We start from the raw sequence: 16,252 nt of genomic DNA, 5'->3' as shown, positions 1-16,252 counted from the left end.
GAAGTTACCGGGAGGCGGGGGATGCGGTACGGCGAAGACGGCGAACCCAGAATAAGAGAAGAGCGCCCCCCAAGACCATCGCAAAAGTCGAGCCCTCCGGCACAGCCTGAACGTAAAACAGCACATCATTACCGCTGGAGGTGAACGTCGTCGCCCCTGCCGTACCCGTCTGGATCTGCTGGCCCCCCGCGTAGGCGCCGCCGCCCTTGGTCCAGAAATTCAGCGACTCGTTGCTGGCCAGCGTGGTGAAGCTCAAAACAAAGCCATAGGTCGTACTGGCTGACAAAGTCACATTAGGCATGTCGAAGGTCAGGAATGGACCGACCGTGCCATTACTAAACGTATATGTCGCCGGAGCGAGAGTCGACGAACCCGGCAGCGTCCCGGTCCAGGTACCCACCGTGCTCGAAGCAGTGAGGCTTCCAGCCGAAGGGAACTCGTACAGAGACAGAGAGTAATTCGCACCAGGAGCGCTCGTGCCAACGAATTGCAGTTGCACAGTGATGCGATCCAGAAGGAACGAGGTTGTCGTCGTGAAGGTTTGTCCCATGTCCCGACGGCTTCCCGTATCGCCCTTCCACCCCATGCCGACCGTGTTTACGGAGGTGGCAGAATAGTTTGCCGTGGTAAAACTAATGGCGACATCCGTCGCGGGGGCCGTGCTCGACACGGAGGTGATGAGCTGCGCATGGACAGCAGGAGCCGAAGCCAGGGTGAAAAGAGCAACAACGGGCAGCAGGAAGGTGTGTTTCATATAGGGGAATCGAGGATTGCGCCAAGCGTAGGCCTTGCCATTTCTCCCGGCAAACGCTCTACTGCTTAAGCGTTAACTATGCCTTCCTCCGGTTCCTCTCGGCCAACGTTGCGTGACATTGCTCGCGAAGCAGGACTCTCCCTGGCCGCAGCATCGCTGGCATTGCGCAACAACCCGCGCATCTCGGCTGCAACGCGCCTCAAGGTCCAACAGATCGCGAAGCGCCTCGACTATCATCCCGACCCAAAGATCGCCACGCTCATGCAGCACCTGCGGGCGCAAGGTGCCTCGGAATATCGGGAGACGCTGGCTTATCTCAGCAGCTATCCTTCCTATGATGCGTGGAACTGGATGCCACACCATGATTACTATCTGGGTGCAGCCGAGCGTGCGCTGGAGCTCGGTTATCGCCTGGATTTATTTCATCTCTCGGCTCCAGACATGACGCCGGCCCGCATGAGCCGCCTGCTGGTGAGCCGCGGCATCCGGGGACTGCTCGTCGGCGGATTCGACAAGCTCGGTGTTTCACTCGATCTCGATTGGAAGAACTTTGCGGCAGTCGCATTTGACTACTCGCTCCAATCTCCCCTTCTCCACCGGGCGGCGAATAATCATTACAACGAGATGTTGGCCCTGCTCGAACGGCTTTCCCGCGCCGGGTGCCAACGCATCGCGCTCAATGCCAACAGCGGGGACGACGCCAAGGTGCTGGGTCTATGGCACTCCGCCTATCTACGCCATCAGGAGTACCTGCCCAAAAGCCGGCGGCTGCCTGTGAACTTCTCTCCCGATGGCCGAGGCAATCTGGCTGCATGGATGGAGAAAGTGCGTCCCGATGCCGTGGTAAGTGCCGGATTTGGCGACTTCTGTGTGGATTATGAGAAGGTGACCGGCAGACAGCCTCCCTCGGATATCCGCTACGCAAATCTGAATATCGCTTATACCGACGGAAGAGCCAATGGGATCGACAAGCTGACACCAATCATCGGTCGCCTCGCCTGCGAGCACCTGGTCGCCCAGTTGCAGCGCAATGAAATCGGCCTGCCGTCACATCCTCAGATCATCTCCATCGAAGGCCAGTGGGTGGAGGATTTTACGGAGTGGAAACGGGAACGAGAGGATTGGCGCGAAAGAGTTCGGCGAAAGATCTCGTAGTTGATTTCCAGAAACTGGTGAACGCTTAACCTCCGAGTTACTGGCAGACCTTTCTTTCGGGCTTAATCTGGGACCCATGTTAGCTTCAGGTCCCTCCCCGATCCGGGATATTCATCCTCCTCACCCGGCATTGCCGCTAGATTCTCCCTTGTTTGAGCGATGGATCGACCCGGTCAGTGGAGTGACCAGCCACATCCTCGCCGGGCAGGTGGCTCCCATTCAGCAGAGCTTTTATTTCGTCAATACAAGCTTCTCTTCCGATGGACGCTACTACTGGTTTTACTGCGCATTCCCGCCGGCAGGGAGCGCAAATCAGGGGCGCTCGCTTGGCGTGGTGGACCTCTGGCAAAAGACGCTCACCCACTTTTCCGAGACGGCCTTCACCGATGCGTCACCGGTTGTCGACGAGCGTACCGGCGAGGCGTACTGGTGCTCGGGCCTGGAGATCTGGAAACGCCGGCCGGAACCGGATGCCGTCCCCGTCTTCGTCAATCGCTTCCCACCCGAGATAGCGAGCAATCGTCGTCCGTGGCGCCTTGCGACTCACCTGACCTTTTCCGCAGACCGGCAGGCGCTGAACATCGACGTCGAGATCGGCTCCGAGTGGTACATCGGGCACCTTCCGCTGGATGGAGGGGATTTCGTGCTCTGGCAAAAGTTTGACCAGTGTTTCAACCATGCCCAGTTCAACCCCGTCGATCCCGATCTGCAATTGATCGCGCAGGATCACTCGATTCATCCGGTCAGCGGCAAATCGATCGGCTATCAGAACCGGCTGTGGGTCATCAGGCGGGGGCACACCGCATGCCCGATCTTTCCGACTCCCTTGACGAGCGCGCCACGACGGGTCGGGGGCAACCCGCATTACTTCAACGACGCCGCCCGCATTATCTCCGACGAACGCGCCCTTCTTGGCCACGAGTGGTGGAGTGCTGACGGTCAGCACGTGTGGTATGTCCATTATGGTACCGGGGTGGCACGAGTGCCCGTCGGAGGTGGGGAAGAAGAAGTCGTCTGGCGAAAGTCGCTGCTCTCTCACGCCCATGTCGATCGGGGGGAAAACTGGCTGGTGGCCGATGCGTTGCCGCCGGAGGCGCCCGACAAGCATCAGGTCTTGTTTTATAATCTGGCGACCGGAAAACAGGTGGAGATCGTGACGCATCTCGACCAGATCCCGTCCTCGCTGTCACGCTATCATATTCACCCCCACCCTCAGTTTTGCCTGCAGGATCGCTTTGTCTGCTATACTACCAATGTGAGAGGGAGGGTGGACGTCGCATTTGTCGAGGTCGGAGAGCTGATCTCGCGCACGCTGTAGACCGCATCCTCAAGGAATATTTGAAAATGAACAGACTCTCCCTCGGTGCCTTTCTCGGCTTGTGGTTCCTGATTGCTTCCCATTCCCCGGCTGGCGAAAACCTGATCACGAATCCGGGATTTGAAAATGGAAGTGCTCCCTGGCAGGAAAATAACTGGTTGAAAAATGACGCCCGGTTTGAACGCGACCCGGTAAACCCCCACTCGGGAGCATTCAGTTACAAGATGCATTTTCGCCGGGCGATCGGCGGCTCGGCCCTGCAGTTCTTTTATCCACAGCTTGCGATCAAAGCGGGGCAGACGCTCAGAATCAGCTACTGGGCCCGGGGCATCAGCAACGGCCCGCCCCTTCACATCATTCTCCGTAAAGGAAGCGAGCCGTATCCCACGTATTTCCGGGCGGAATCGGTGCCGGTCGAGCAATGGCAGGAGTTTGCCTATACGATGACGCTGCCCGCCACAGTAGACGCGGGAAATTGCCAACTCGTCTTTCTGATCAAGGCCCCCGGCCAGGTGTGGATCGACGATGTGTCTATCGTCGAACTCCCCGGGGTGGAGGGCGGAGCCCCGCCCGTCGCCAGTCCGCTACGCAACGGTTCCTTCGAGGTCGGGCGCGACGGCTGGACGGCTTCATTCCGCGAACGTGAGTTTGGCACACCGTGGGAGGAAAGCGGGTCAAACAGCCCTTCGCCAGAAGACGCCGTCCTGAATATCCGCTCCGAACCCGATGCACCCCATGGGAGCAAGTTTCTATCCATGCAGGTCGATCCGGAATGCCGGGCGACGCTCTCGTCGGGATACTTCTCCGCGAGGTACGGCCATCCCATGCGGCTGACGTTTTCCCTGCGCTCAGACAGTGAAAAGGATTTTCAAGTGGCGATCGGGTCGGGGAAGAATGCGAATACACGATTCGACGGACGTACCACGCTGAAGGCCACGCCCCAGTGGAAGACCTACGAGGTGCCCGTGACGCTCAAGGCAGCCCCGGGCGGAAGCTACTGTATTGACTTCGACTTCAATGCTTCCGGTCGTTACGACCTTGATGCCGTTTCGATCGTCGAAGCTGATACGGCGCCCGAAGAACTCTTCCCCGCATCCCTCGCCATCGAGCCTTCCGCCGATGCTCCCGTCGCCCATCTGTACGATCAGCACCAACCGGCACGGTTTCGCCTTCTGGCTGCGGGTATGACTCCTCGTCAATCCGGGGAATATCAAGTGACCGTGTATGATTTCACCGGCAGCCCGATCGCACAGCAAACCGTGCAGCTTCAACCGGATGAAACCGGGGCCGGGGAGTCGGCATTTACCGTACCCACAGAGCGCTTCGGAGCGTTCCGGCTGGAGGCTCGTCGGATCAACACCGAAACCTCGGGATTCCTCGCCTGGATGACGAGCCTCGTAAAGGGGCGGCAGAAGAGCGCTCCCTCGGAGATTGCCGCCGAGCAAATCTACAGCGTGCTCCCCGCATTGCCTCCCCCCGGAGACCGGCCTGATTCCTTCTTCGGCGGTCACGTGGACTTCACCAACTACAATCTGGAAATCGCACGCAAAGGAGGATTTCGCTGGCTGCGTTTGTATCCGCCGCTCAGCACGCTCTGGATGTCGGTCGAACATCACCCTGGACAATGGAATTTTCGGACCGAGGGCGCAGCTCGCGCACGCAGAGAAGGTTTCCGGTTGCTCGGCGTTTTCGCGACGGCTCCAAGCTTCGCCGCGGACATGAATCCCAAGGATCCCGAGCGTCCCCGGTGGTCGCGCAGCTATCCTCCAGCCGACATGGCACGCTGGAAGGAATATGTCACACGGTGCTTCAATGCGTTTTACCCCCAGGTGGATGCATGGGAGGTCTGGAACGAACCGGATGGCGATTATCTGCGTGTCCGCCCCGGTCAGGATAAGGCCACTGTCTATGCGCAAATCCTCCAGGCCACCAGGGAAGCTCTCGATGCCAATGGCAAGCCAGCCACCCTCATAGGACCTGCTCTCGCCAGCATCAATGCGCCTCTCGGGTGGGATATCCTGGAAATGGGAACCGGCCGATTCCTCGATGCATTCTCATTTCATTTTTACAGCCTGGAGGCAGGCGGCGGATCGCCTGACACCGCATATGTCACTCCCCTGCTCGCTCGCTACCGGACATTTTCCAACCGAGAAGGTCTCCCGATGCCGCTCTGGCATACAGAGGGTGGAGCTTTCCTCCAGGGCAGCCAGAGCTGGCTGGAAACCTATCGCGTGCCGCATTCTTCGTCCGTGACTCCCTCCGAGGCGGCTGCCTCCATGGTCCGGGCAGCGCTTTATTTCAAGGCATCCGGAGTGAAGCGATACTTCGACTACCAACTCGGAACCAGTCCCGCAGGACGCAAGGTACACGAAGACATCACCTGCGGGTTTATCGATGTGACCGGCATCCCCGGGCCGGGGATCGCTGCCCATGCCGCCATGGTAGCCCTTACCGAGGATGCCTCGCCGGAGGGATTCGAGAGCCGCAAGATAGGAGATGTCACGATCCAGATCGCGCGCTTCCGCGCGGCCAGTGGCCCAATCGAAGCCTGTTGGTCGGCCGACGACCTTCCGCTGTCCAAAGTATATCCAGCCTCTGCCATCGCGGAGGTAAAAGATCTGATGGGAAACGTGATTCCTTACGAGCAGGCCCGCGTCACCAAGTTCCCGATCTATATCCGCACCCAGCCTGCACCCTGAAGCCCGACCTCGCCCGTCGCCAAAGATGAATCTTCCTGAAAATCCGAAGCCCGTCTCGCTTCACCTCATCGGGGTCTCCGGCTACGCGAGAGCCGTGCTGCGCTCGCTGCTCTCGGTGCTGGATCACGCAAATGCCCGGCTGGCTTCCGCAACAGTCATCAACCGGGAGGAAGAGAGCGATGCCTGCCGAAGGCTCGAAGGCTTGGGATGCCGGATATATTCAGACTACTCCGCCATGCTGGCCGATGTCGTACCAGGGAACAATCTGTGCATTATTCCCACCAGCATTCATCAGCATGCTCCGATGACGATCTCGGCGCTGGACGCCGGCTGCGATGTCCTGGTGGAGAAACCCCTGACAGGAAGCGTCAATGAGGCGAAGGCGATCATTCGGGCGGCAGAGTCCTCGGGACGGTTGGTCTCTGTCGGCTTTCAAGACATCTATGCCCCGCAGGTTCACAAGATCCGGGCGACCATCGACGCGGGCGTGATCGGCAAAATCCGCAGCATCACGATCGAAGGAAGCTGGCCGCGTACCTCCTCCTACTATCAGCGCAACCGCTGGGCCGGCCGGTCGCATTGCGATGGCAGGCCGGTCTTCGACTCCCCGCTGAATAACGCTTTCGCTCACTTTCTCAATCTCGCGCTATTTTTCGCCGCAGAATCGCCTGACGATAATGCTGTAGTGGAGAGCGTTTCCGGACGTCTCCTGCGTTTTTTTCCGATCGAGACTTTTGACACGGCGGATATCGAGATGACGACCTCAACCGGGGTCGAACTCAGTTGTCTGCTCACGCACGCCGCGGCAGAAAACGTCAATCCTGTCATTCAAATTGAAGCCGAGAGGGGCTGCCTCCACTGGCGTCAGGAGGAAGGTGCAGTCCTGTACGATGAACGCGGCGCAAGGCTCGCGACGTGGCGACTGGACCTCGAGGAAATCAATCGAGAGCGCATGCTCGCATCCGTCATCGAATGCACGAGAGAACGACGCCGATCAGCCTGCCCGGCCAAGCGAGCATCGCGACACGTGGAAGCGATTCATCAGGTTTCAACCAGCCTCGCCATCGAGCCTGGCCACACTGCGCTGGGACTCGATGTCGGCAGCCACCCATGGGAACCTGTCCCGGAGTTGCTTTCCCTCCTGAGAGCACCTGTCAGTCGCTCCGGTTGGTCACGGCATATCCTCCACTCGGGATAGGCCGATCACAAGGGATTCGCGGCCCGCGCATTCGCCCACGTACGAGATGGGAAAACTTAGGCCTCTGCCTTCGGATCCCGGTATGTCGAAAGGTCCGATAGACCTCCGGCTTGATGGCCTACGCACTTGTCGGCGCAGCTTCTTCTCCAGATTCACTTACGAGATAAAGGGAGAGTTCAATACCGATGCCGAGATTGCCGCATTCACGGAGAAATTCCGCCGGAAAATAGTCGCACTGGATCATGATTTGGAGACCGTCTTTTCCCTTTCGAGGGATATATCCAAAATCAAACCTCATCTCGTCGAGACCGGTGAGCTGACTTATCGTAGAGCCGTGCATTCCCAGAAATGCGGATGACGCTTCGATCTGGGTATTTAGGTCCTCTTTATCGTCTGGACCGAGGTCGATGGAAAATCCGGAATCTTCGTAGACAAAACCTCTGCGCCCGCTCCTTGCCCGCTCCCCTACCTGGTATACACGATAGGGATTCAAACCTGTGTCGTCCAAGGACCGGATATCAAAATCCTTCCCGGAAGCGTGAAAGAGGACCGATGGCATGGCAAGTTATGTTACCAGACGCCCACTGGATGTGGCGAGCCAGACACACAACCCTCTCGCACCAGAGGGAAACTGCCCGGAGAGGGACTCGAACCCACACACCTTGCGGTACCAGATCCTAAGTCTGGCGCGTCTGCCAATTCCGCCATCCGGGCGACGCTGATGCTTCCGGCCTGCAGGCCGGCAAGATCATGGCGGGGAGATTCTTCCGTGCCGCGGTTTCCCGCAAGCGTAAAATCCATTCACCCCGGTCGACCCGCAAACTCACTCGTGACGCAATGCGTCAATGGGGTCGAGGGCGGCGGCGCGACGAGCGGGGGCATAGCCAAAAGCGATGCCCACCGCAGCGGAGAACAGGAAGGCGATGACGTTGATGCGCAAATCGAAGATGAACGGCACCTGGATGAGTTGCGCAATGCCCACACAGAGGCCAAAGGCAACGGCAATACCCACCAGCCCGCCGATGCAGGACAACGTGACCGCCTCCACGAGAAACTGCAGGAGCACCTCGCGAGCGCGGGCGCCGATGGCGAGACGGATGCCGATCTCGCGCGTACGCTCGGTCACGCTGACGAGCATGATATTCATGATGCCGATGCCGCCAACGAGCAGGCTCACCCCGGCCACGGCGGCGAGCAGAGTGGTCATCATTTGTGTGGAGGCGCTGAGAGTTTCCGCGATCTGGCGGGTATCGAAGACGTTGAAATCATTGTCCTTGTTGCGGTCGAGGTTGCGACGCGCACGCATGAGGTTCGTAATGTCCGAGACGAGGCGATCGCTATCCGAGCCCTCCTTGGCGGAGATGGCGATCTGGGAAACGTCGCGCGAGGAGGTGCGCCCCGTGAGGCGGCGTTGAAGGGCGGTCAACGGCATGATGATGGTGTCGTCCTGGTTGCCCATGCCGATCTGCCCCTTGGCTGCAAGCACGCCGATGACCTGAACCGTCGAGGAATAAACGGTATCCGTACTCGAGGAACTGCTCGTAGAACTGCTGGAGGAGCTGCTCTTGGAAGACGAAGACGCAGAGCTGGTGCTTTTCTTGGAGGAGGAAGAACTGGAGGAGGATGAGTTGGGCGCGCCGATGCGAATCAGACGACCAATGGGATCTTCCGAGCCAAACAGCTCCTGTTTCGCGGTATCGCCAATCACGCAGACCGCATTGCCATCGCGAAGATCGTTTTCATCGAAGAAGCGACCCTCGGCGATTTTCCAGTTGTTGATGGTGAAATAGGAGGGCGTCGTACCGGTCACGCTGGTGGAGCGGGCCTTCTGGCGATAGATCGTGCTGAGGCTGGAGCTCTTCACCGGAGCGATGGCTTCAATCCCATAGACCTGGTCGCGCAACGCATCCACATCGCGCTGGGTGAAATTTGGCACGCCCGCAGAGGATGCGCGAGGCCCGAATCCCATGCCCGGACGCAGCATGACGAGGTTGCTACCGAGGTTGGAAATCTGGCCCTTCACCGCCATGGTGGTACCTTGGCCGAGGGTGACCATGGTCACGACGGCAGCAACTCCAATGATGACGCCGAGCACGGTGAGAAAAGCCCGCATGAGGTTGCGGCGAATCTCGCGCAGCGCGATAAGAAAGGCGTTTCCCAGCATGGCTACGAGGGTCTGGATTCATCCGAGGCGATAAGGCCGTCGCGGACGTGGATGGTTCGGCGCGCGTAGGTGGCCACATCGTCCTCGTGGGTGACGAGAATGACGGTGATGCCGCGCTCGCCATTGAGGCGGGCGAGGAGTTCCATGATCTCGACCGTCGTGGTGGAATCGAGATTGCCCGTCGGCTCATCGGCAAAAAGCGTCGACGGAGAAGTGACGATGGCCCGGGCGATGGCGACGCGTTGCTGCTGGCCGCCGGAGAGCTCGGCGGGCGTATTGCGGAGCTTGTTGGGCAGTCCCACGGAGGTGAGAGCATCGGCCGCGAGGTGATGACGTTCCGCGCGAGGGATGCCCCGATAGATCATGGGCAGTTCGACATTTTCCAGAGCACTCGTACGGGCCAGCAGGTTGAACCCTTGAAAAATGAAGCCCAGTTCCTGACGCCGGAGCAGGGAACGTTGATCGGGGTCCAACCGCTCGACGGCGATGTCCTGATAGAGATACTGCCCCGAGGTCGGGGTATCGAGGCAGCCGAGGAGATTCATCAGGGTGGATTTCCCTGACCCGCTGGGGCCCATCACCGCGACAAAATCCCCGCGGCGGATCGTAAGATCGATCCCACGCAAGGCCTGAAAAGCGGCGTCGCCGGAGCCGTAGGTCTTCGTGATCCCGCGAAGCTCGATGAGCGAAGCGTCTGTCATTTGGGAGGCACAGCGTAAAGCACCACGGGCATTCCCTCGGTGAGGCCCTCGCCGGAAATCTCGGTGGCGCGGCCATCGGAGAGTCCGACGGTGACGGGAAGCGGCTGTGGTTTTCCGTCGCGCAAGATCCAGATGCGCGCAGCCGCCGCCGGTCGCTGGGGGCTCTCATCACCCGATTGCGGTCTACCGGATTGGCGACGCGGAGGGCCCGGGATCAGGCTCTGTACGAAGGTCTTTTTCTGCGGGGCGCCCGCCCTGGCCTGCTGAGCCTCGGGATCGAAGCGCAGGGCGGCGTTTGGCACGAGCAGGACATCCTTGTTCTCGGCTACAGAAATCTCGGCAGTCGCGGTCATGCCAGGGCGCAGGCTGAGGTCGTCATTGGACACCTCAAGCTCGGTCTTGTAGGTCACGACATTGTCCGTGACGGTCGAGCCAAACTCGGCCTTTTTCACGAGCGCCTTGAAGACGCGGCTCGGCCACGCATCCACCGTGAAGGTAGCGTGCTGGTCGGCTTTGACCCGGCCGATATCGGCCTCGGCCACCGCCACCTCGAGCTTCATGTTCTCGAGTTTCTCGGCCACAACAAACAGCTCCGGCGCGGTCATGGTGGCGGCGACGGTCTGGCCGGGATCGATGTTGCGAGTCAGGATGATGCCGTCGATGGGCGAGCGAATGACGGCTTTCTGGAGATCGCTTTCATTGGTTCCCACATTGGCTTCGGCCTGGCGCACCTCGGCCTCAGCACTCAGGAGGTCCGCCTTGGCCCGGTCGGCGGTCGCGACGGCAGTGTCCATATTGGCCTGGGAAGGAAGCTTCCCGCCACTCGCCTCGTGCAGCTTTTTCAACCGCTCCAGCGCGGCCTCGCTCTCCTTGAGCGTGGCCTGCACCTGTGCCACCCTGGCCTGGGCCGCAGCAGCCATCGCCCGGCTGCTCTCGGTCTGCTGGTCGAGTTTGCTCGTATCCAGCTTGGCCAGGGGCTGCCCCTTGATCACCTGATCGTTGGTGTCGACAAAGACCTCCTTGATCGTGCCGGAAAGCTCGCTGCCCACCGTCACCTCATTGGTCGGCTCGAGGTTGCCCGTGGCATTGACTGTCACCCGGATGCTGCCCCGGGCGATCGGCTCGGTCACATAAGTCGTCCGTTTTTCCCCACCGGCGGAAAGCTTCCAGGCGAGAGCCCCCAGCACGACGGCCAGGACGGCTCCCGCGATCACGAAAATCCTCCAGCGCCCAGAGGAGCGTTTCTCCGCCTTCAGCAGGTCGGCGAGTTCCGGATTGCTACTCATAACGGCTGCCACCCGCCTCCGAGAGATTTGTAAAGTTGCACATAAGCTTTCACCTGATCCGCCTCCGTATTGACACGTTCCTCCTCGACGCTGAGCTGCGTGCGCTGGGTATCGAGGACGGTCAAAAGCTCCACCTCACCCGCCTGGTACTGCTGCGTGGCCAGTTGGGAGGCCTCCTGCGCCGCGGCGTCGGCCTTGCGCAGGGTGTCCAGTCTCTCGGCTGTCTTGCGGGTCGCCACCAGGGCGTCTTCCACCTCGGAGAGAGCGGAGAGCACGGTGGATTGGAAGGAATAGACCGCCTGCTTCGCCAATTCCTCGTTGATATGGATATTGGCGGTAATGGCTCCTCCCTCAAAAATGGGCTGGGCGAGGCTGGCGAGGAGACTGCCGGCGAGAGTGCGGGCGGCGGCCTCGGGAGAGAAAATCGTGCCGGTGCGAAGAGCTTCCAGCCCCAGAGAACCATCGAGATTGATCGTGGGAAATCGCTCAAGCTCCGCCGCAGTTTTGCGATAATACGCCGCCAGCACGCCGTTTACCGCTGCGCGCACGTCGGGCCGGTTGTTCAGGGCATCGGCGGGGATGCCTACCGCGATCCGCGCGGGGACGCGGGGAATGGAACCGGAACGATCCAGGAGCCGGTCGAGCGCTCCAGGTGCCTGCCCGCAAAGCACGGCCAGCTGGTTCTTTGTTTCGGAGATGGTTTGCTCCAGGGCGGGAATGGCAGCGCGAGCCTGCTCCAGCGTGCTGACAGCCTGCTGGAGTTCCAGTGTGTCGCTCACTCCGGCTTCCTGCTGCCAGCGTGTGATTTCCGTGGTTTCGCGCCGGGTTTCGATATTGCGCCGGACGACGTCGAGCTGGGCCTGCGCCGCCCGGTAGGTGATATAGGCCATCGCCACGTCACCAGTCAAAGTCACCTGCGCAGCATAATAGTTGTCTATCGTCTGCTGCACATCCTTCGTGGCGGCGGAAAGGTTCTGCATCTGCCGTCCAAAGAGATCCACCTCCCAGCTCATGTCCAATGAGAGATTATAAGTCTCACTGCGTGTAACCAGGCCAGTGCTCTGCTCGTCGCGACGCTGGAGGCGGTCGGAGGCATTTCCCGTCACGGAGGGAAGCAGGCCAGCCAGTTGCACGCTGCGCTCGCCCCGCGATTGAGCCACCTTGGAAATCGCCGTCTTGATGTCGGGACTCGACGCCATCGCCTTTGCGATCAACTCATCGAGTGTGGGATCGCCGAATCGTTTCCACCATTTCTTCAAAGCCGCCGTATCCAGCGATCCCCCCTTCTGGCTGGAACCCTTCCATTTCGCCGGAACATCGACCGAGTCTTTCCACTGGTCGCGGTGATTCGCGCAGGAGCCAAAGCCCAAAGCCAAGGCGAGCAGGAAGGCGCACGAAACAAGCACTCTCACCGTGGCAACCATCCAAGGGCTTTGGATTCCCCCGGGAACTTCACAACTACGCATCTCGTTCACGACAGTATCAGTCCGTTCCTCCAGCCTTGATCGCGCTTGCCCCCAGCCAAGGCCATGCCGCCCCTTCCAAGAGTTCCACCAGGCGCCAGGCGGATACTCCCCCTCGTCCGGACCTCGAAAATAGTGCTTTCTTCGGCAGGAAAACTCATTGATATTATCAACAATGCGTCGCACATCGCTTGACAATGTCAACAGGAAACCCCTGAGCGAAGCCGAGCAGGTCTTCGAATCCATTCATTACCTGATGCATCTTTTTCGTTCAGGGATGTACCGGGTCCTGCGCGATGGCCCGTATAAGCTGACCCATCTGGAGGGAAAGCTGCTCGGGTATTTTTCGCGGCATCCCGGATCGACGCTGGGAGACCTCGCGGAGGAGACGGGCAAAGACAAGGGCCAACTCGCCAGGCTGATCCGGAGCCTCAAGGAGCAGGGTCTCCTGGCGAGCGTGGAAGACGACACCGATCGCCGCAAAGTCAAACTGGCGCTGACTCCGCAGGGCGAAAAAATTCACCAGATGCTCCGAAAGGAGGTCAGCAGACTCTCGGAAATAGCGATCCAGGGTCTCGACGCGGGGCAAAGACAGTATCTCCTGGCCAGGCTGAACCGCATCCAATCCAATCTCGAGGAATCCTTTCGCGGGGACAGTTGAACCCTGCGACCGCATCTTTCGTATTCTCACACCTCATGAAACCCTGCATCTCGCATCGGGTTTTGAAAAACCTGCGAAATCGAATGGCACCCTCCCGCGATTGTCCCTCAGGAAGACATCATTGCCGACGCGCGATGGCTGGGAATCTCGATATTTCCTGAAATCTGGACATCCGGGAGCAACACCTTCCGGATATCGCATTCACGTGCAGGGCGTCAGGAAAAAGCGAAAATTATATCGATAATCCATCGCAACTTTCCCTATATAGAAGCACCTTCAAGCACCATGGCCCGGCGCGTCGCACACACCAAACACTTCAAGATCTCCAAACTCCTGACCGAGAAGATTCGGCTCATGGGACCCGGCGATGTGCTGCCGACGATCGATGAGCTGAAATCCCGCTACAAGTGCTCCCAGGCGACCATTACCCAGGCGCTCGACCGGCTGCGATTCCGGGGATTGATCGAGCGTCCATCTGGCAAGATGCGCCTGGTGGTTGCCCAGGATGGACTGGCTCCGCGGTTCCAACTCAATCTGATCCGTCCTCTCTGGCCTTCGCCCGATTTTGACTCGATCACCAATCGCATCTATGAGATGGGCCTCAAGGAGCACTTTGGCTTTGGGTTGCACGTGTACTCCGATGGGAAGCGCCTGAATATCGAACAAGCGCTAAAAGACGCCGATGCCGGCCTGATCATTGGGGATAGAAGCATCTCCGAGGCCCAGATCGAGGCCATCAATGGATCGCGCAAACCCATTGTCTTTCTCCGCGAGAAGCCCAGGGAGGTTCTCCGTGCAGGGTCTGTCTGGGTGGATGACGAGGTGGTCGGCAAGCTGGCGACGAAACACCTGCTGGATCTGGGCCACAAGCGCATCGCCGTCATGCTCAGCGAGCCCTATAACCCCTCCAGCACGACACGGCTCGAAGGCTGGCGGAGCGCCATGACGCGGGCGAGGATTCCGAATATCGATTCCCTCGTGGCCGACTGCTCCGTGCCCTCCGGCACCGAGGCCATCGGAGGTTCCTACGAGCGTCTTTGCAAATGGCTCGACAAGCACCCGATGGATTTCACCGCCATTTTCTGTGTCGGATGGACCGGCGCCCTTGCCGCGCTCCATGCGTTCCGGGAACGTGGCATCCGGGTTCCCGACCAGATGAGTGTGATCACCTACGCCAGCGAGTCACCGCTGTGCAACTACAGCGCCCCGCCTCTCACCACGCTCCAGATCGATCTCGAGCGCTATACGCGTGAAGCCCTCCGCATCGTCGAGGAGAGCATCGCTGCGGCCTCCGAGGTCTCTCGCAATGTCCTGATCAAGCCCGACCTCGTGGTGCGCGAAAGCACGGCCAGGCCGCGCAGATAATCCTCCCGCCCTGATTTAGGGCAAGCGTTTCTCCCTCTGGCTGAGCGGGTTCCATCCAGGCTATCCCCCTCATAGGAAGACCTTCCTATTGTTGCCCTGGCTGCCTGCGGACACAGTGATCCGCATGGGCGCTGTTGACGCTATCAAGCAGGATTTGTTGGCCAAAGGGGTGAAGTATTGCATCGGAGCCTACGTGGACATCCACGGGGTGCCGAAAGGCAAGATCGTCCCCATTTCGCATTTCGAGGACTTTGCGTCCGGATCGGAACTCTATACGGGATATGCCCTCGACGGTCTCGGCCAGAGCCCCAACGATGACGAGATCGCCTCCGTGCCGGATCTCGAGCGAGGCATTCAGCTGCCCTGGCAAAAGGAAGTCGCGTGGTTCCCGGCAGACAACACCTATCACGGCGAACCCTATCTCCTTAACACCCGCACGCTATTAAAGAAGGTGCTCGCCGATGCGGCGGCAAAGGGTTGGAAATTCAACCTTGGGATCGAGTGCGAGGTGTATTTCCTCAAGCTCACGGACGAAGGCGGGCTCGCGGTCGAGAACTCCGACGACAACCTGATGAAGCCCTGTTACGACGTGAAGCGATTCCTCGACAGCTACGGCCTCATCGACGAGATCGCGAGCACGATCGAGGAACTCGGCTGGGGGCTGTATTCCTTCGACCACGAGGACGGCAATGGTCAGTTCGAGTTCGACTTCGAGTATTCCGACGCGCTGACGATGTGCGACCGCTATGTTTTCTTCCGCTACATGGCGAAGAAGATCGCCGCAAAGCACGGCCTCATCGCGACCTTCATGCCCAAGCCATTCGCCGACAAGACCGGCAACGGGGCGCACTTCAACATGTCGCTCGCCGACATCGAAACCGGGGCGAATCTTTTCAAGCAGGCCGACCGCAGCGATCCGCACGGCCTGGGTCTTTCCCAACTCGGCTACCAGTACACCGCCGGCATCCTGAAACATGGCCGCGCGCTCTGCGCGGCCTGGGCACCGACGGTGAACAGCTACAAGCGCCTCGTGCGTCGCGGACTCATGGGCTACTACTCGTGGGCTCCGGTGTTCAACTCCTTCGGCACGAACAACCGGACCAACTCCGTGCGCATCCCAATGGCGGGCGGCCGGGTGGAATCCCGCAACGCCGACTCCGCCTGCAATCCCTATCTCGCCGCCGCCCTCGCGCTCGCCGCAGGCATGGAGGGCATCGAGGGACAGCTCGATCCCGGCGCTCCGCGGTCGGAGAATCTCTATGCCTACAGCGACGAGGAACTAAAAAATATCGGCGTCCAGTCGCTGCCCCGGTCACTCGGTGAGGCCATCGACGCATTCGCGGGCGATCCCTTCATCACGCAGGTGCTCGGCCAGGAACTCCGCGACGAATTCATCAAATACAAATCCGCCGAATGGGAGGAATACAACCTCACCATCTCGCCATGGGAGATCAAGAAATACGCCAGACTGTATTGACAGTTTCCGCG

Annotated in this window: 13 protein-coding genes and 1 tRNA gene; 7 read left to right on the top strand and 7 right to left on the bottom strand. The window is 59.8% G+C overall.

All coding sequences use genetic code 11. From position 1 onward, the window contains the following. Nucleotides 1-4: 4 nt before the first annotated feature. Nucleotides 5-754, bottom strand: coding sequence for a hypothetical protein (locus tag TSACC_RS06375; protein ID WP_075078544.1), 750 nt, complete (start codon nucleotides 752-754; stop codon nucleotides 5-7). A gap of 108 nt (nucleotides 755-862) precedes the next feature. On the opposite strand from TSACC_RS06375, the gene TSACC_RS06370 reads away from it, so the two are divergent. From TSACC_RS06370 to TSACC_RS06355, 4 genes are all read left to right on the top strand, one after another. Further along, complete coding sequence (locus tag TSACC_RS06370; RefSeq protein WP_237763908.1) at nucleotides 863-1,909, top strand: LacI family DNA-binding transcriptional regulator; 1,047 nt, start codon at nucleotides 863-865, stop codon at nucleotides 1,907-1,909. Between the two features lie 76 nt (nucleotides 1,910-1,985). Next, complete coding sequence (locus tag TSACC_RS06365) at nucleotides 1,986-3,227, top strand: hypothetical protein (RefSeq protein WP_075078542.1); 1,242 nt, start codon at nucleotides 1,986-1,988, stop codon at nucleotides 3,225-3,227. Nucleotides 3,228-3,253: 26 nt separating this feature from the next. Next, nucleotides 3,254-5,926 (top strand): carbohydrate binding domain-containing protein, encoded by a 2,673-nt coding sequence (locus TSACC_RS06360; protein WP_075078541.1) that lies wholly within the window; start codon nucleotides 3,254-3,256, stop codon nucleotides 5,924-5,926. A 25-nt stretch (nucleotides 5,927-5,951) separates the two neighbouring features. After that, nucleotides 5,952-7,124 carry a Gfo/Idh/MocA family protein gene (locus TSACC_RS06355; RefSeq protein WP_075078540.1) on the top strand — a complete coding sequence of 391 codons (1,173 nt, stop codon included), beginning with the start codon at nucleotides 5,952-5,954 and terminating at the stop codon, nucleotides 7,122-7,124. Between the two features lie 118 nt (nucleotides 7,125-7,242). Here the strand turns inward: TSACC_RS06355 and TSACC_RS06350 are convergent, their stop codons facing one another. The 6 genes from TSACC_RS06350 to TSACC_RS06325 all read right to left on the bottom strand — a co-directional run bounded on the left by TSACC_RS06350 (nucleotide 7,243) and on the right by TSACC_RS06325 (nucleotide 12,687). Next, complete coding sequence (locus TSACC_RS06350) at nucleotides 7,243-7,683, bottom strand: hypothetical protein (protein WP_075078539.1); 441 nt, start codon at nucleotides 7,681-7,683, stop codon at nucleotides 7,243-7,245. 73 nt (nucleotides 7,684-7,756) lie between these two features. Beyond that, nucleotides 7,757-7,838, bottom strand: a tRNA-Leu gene (locus tag TSACC_RS06345). Nucleotides 7,839-7,947: 109 nt separating this feature from the next. Further along, nucleotides 7,948-9,288 carry an ABC transporter permease gene (locus TSACC_RS06340; RefSeq protein WP_075078538.1) on the bottom strand — a complete coding sequence of 447 codons (1,341 nt, stop codon included), beginning with the start codon at nucleotides 9,286-9,288 and terminating at the stop codon, nucleotides 7,948-7,950. Nucleotides 9,289-9,290: 2 nt separating this feature from the next. Next, complete coding sequence (locus tag TSACC_RS06335) at nucleotides 9,291-9,989, bottom strand: ABC transporter ATP-binding protein (protein WP_075078537.1); 699 nt, start codon at nucleotides 9,987-9,989, stop codon at nucleotides 9,291-9,293. Beyond that, complete coding sequence (locus TSACC_RS06330; protein ID WP_075078536.1) at nucleotides 9,986-11,275, bottom strand: efflux RND transporter periplasmic adaptor subunit; 1,290 nt, start codon at nucleotides 11,273-11,275, stop codon at nucleotides 9,986-9,988. Before TSACC_RS06330 ends, TSACC_RS06335 begins: the two co-directional genes overlap by 4 nt. Then, nucleotides 11,272-12,687, bottom strand: coding sequence for an efflux transporter outer membrane subunit (locus tag TSACC_RS06325; RefSeq protein ID WP_202815911.1), 1,416 nt, complete (start codon nucleotides 12,685-12,687; stop codon nucleotides 11,272-11,274). The genes TSACC_RS06330 and TSACC_RS06325 overlap by 4 nt, the downstream gene beginning before the upstream one ends. A gap of 226 nt (nucleotides 12,688-12,913) precedes the next feature. On the opposite strand from TSACC_RS06325, the gene TSACC_RS06320 reads away from it, so the two are divergent. The 3 genes from TSACC_RS06320 (at nucleotide 12,914) to glnT (ending at nucleotide 16,241) form a co-directional block, all read left to right on the top strand. Continuing rightward, nucleotides 12,914-13,399, top strand: coding sequence for a MarR family winged helix-turn-helix transcriptional regulator (locus tag TSACC_RS06320; RefSeq protein WP_075078534.1), 486 nt, complete (start codon nucleotides 12,914-12,916; stop codon nucleotides 13,397-13,399). A gap of 285 nt (nucleotides 13,400-13,684) precedes the next feature. Next, on the top strand, nucleotides 13,685-14,764 hold the full coding sequence (locus TSACC_RS06315) for a substrate-binding domain-containing protein (RefSeq protein ID WP_075078533.1): 1,080 nt from the start codon (nucleotides 13,685-13,687) through the stop codon (nucleotides 14,762-14,764). A gap of 124 nt (nucleotides 14,765-14,888) precedes the next feature. Further along, a complete protein-coding gene (gene glnT / locus TSACC_RS06310) occupies nucleotides 14,889-16,241 on the top strand; it encodes a type III glutamate--ammonia ligase (protein ID WP_075080591.1) in 1,353 nt (450 codons plus the stop codon). Nucleotides 16,242-16,252: the final 11 nt, after the last annotated feature.

Origin of the sequence: Terrimicrobium sacchariphilum (assembly GCF_001613545.1) — a bacterium.
GTDB classification, from domain to species: domain Bacteria; phylum Verrucomicrobiota; class Verrucomicrobiia; order Chthoniobacterales; family Terrimicrobiaceae; genus Terrimicrobium; species Terrimicrobium sacchariphilum.
The sequence above is the reverse complement of the archived record's forward strand: the minus strand, read 5'-3'. Positions and strand labels throughout refer to the sequence as shown.

What these genes read in the sequence shown, in the direction of transcription:
- TSACC_RS06375 (WP_075078544.1), bottom strand. Translation starts at nt 754, where the DNA reads ATGAAACACACCTTCCTGCTGCCCGTTGTTGCTCTTTTCACCCTGGCT.
- TSACC_RS06365 (WP_075078542.1), top strand. Translation starts at nt 1,986, where the DNA reads ATGTTAGCTTCAGGTCCCTCCCCGATCCGGGATATTCATCCTCCTCAC.
- TSACC_RS06360 (WP_075078541.1), top strand. Translation starts at nt 3,254, where the DNA reads ATGAACAGACTCTCCCTCGGTGCCTTTCTCGGCTTGTGGTTCCTGATT.
- TSACC_RS06355 (WP_075078540.1), top strand. Translation starts at nt 5,952, where the DNA reads ATGAATCTTCCTGAAAATCCGAAGCCCGTCTCGCTTCACCTCATCGGG.
- TSACC_RS06350 (WP_075078539.1), bottom strand. Translation starts at nt 7,683, where the DNA reads ATGCCATCGGTCCTCTTTCACGCTTCCGGGAAGGATTTTGATATCCGG.
- TSACC_RS06340 (WP_075078538.1), bottom strand. Translation starts at nt 9,288, where the DNA reads ATGCTGGGAAACGCCTTTCTTATCGCGCTGCGCGAGATTCGCCGCAAC.
- TSACC_RS06335 (WP_075078537.1), bottom strand. Translation starts at nt 9,989, where the DNA reads ATGACAGACGCTTCGCTCATCGAGCTTCGCGGGATCACGAAGACCTAC.
- TSACC_RS06330 (WP_075078536.1), bottom strand. Translation starts at nt 11,275, where the DNA reads ATGAGTAGCAATCCGGAACTCGCCGACCTGCTGAAGGCGGAGAAACGC.
- TSACC_RS06320 (WP_075078534.1), top strand. Translation starts at nt 12,914, where the DNA reads ATGCGTCGCACATCGCTTGACAATGTCAACAGGAAACCCCTGAGCGAA.
- TSACC_RS06315 (WP_075078533.1), top strand. Translation starts at nt 13,685, where the DNA reads ATGGCCCGGCGCGTCGCACACACCAAACACTTCAAGATCTCCAAACTC.
- glnT (WP_075080591.1), top strand. Translation starts at nt 14,889, where the DNA reads ATGGGCGCTGTTGACGCTATCAAGCAGGATTTGTTGGCCAAAGGGGTG.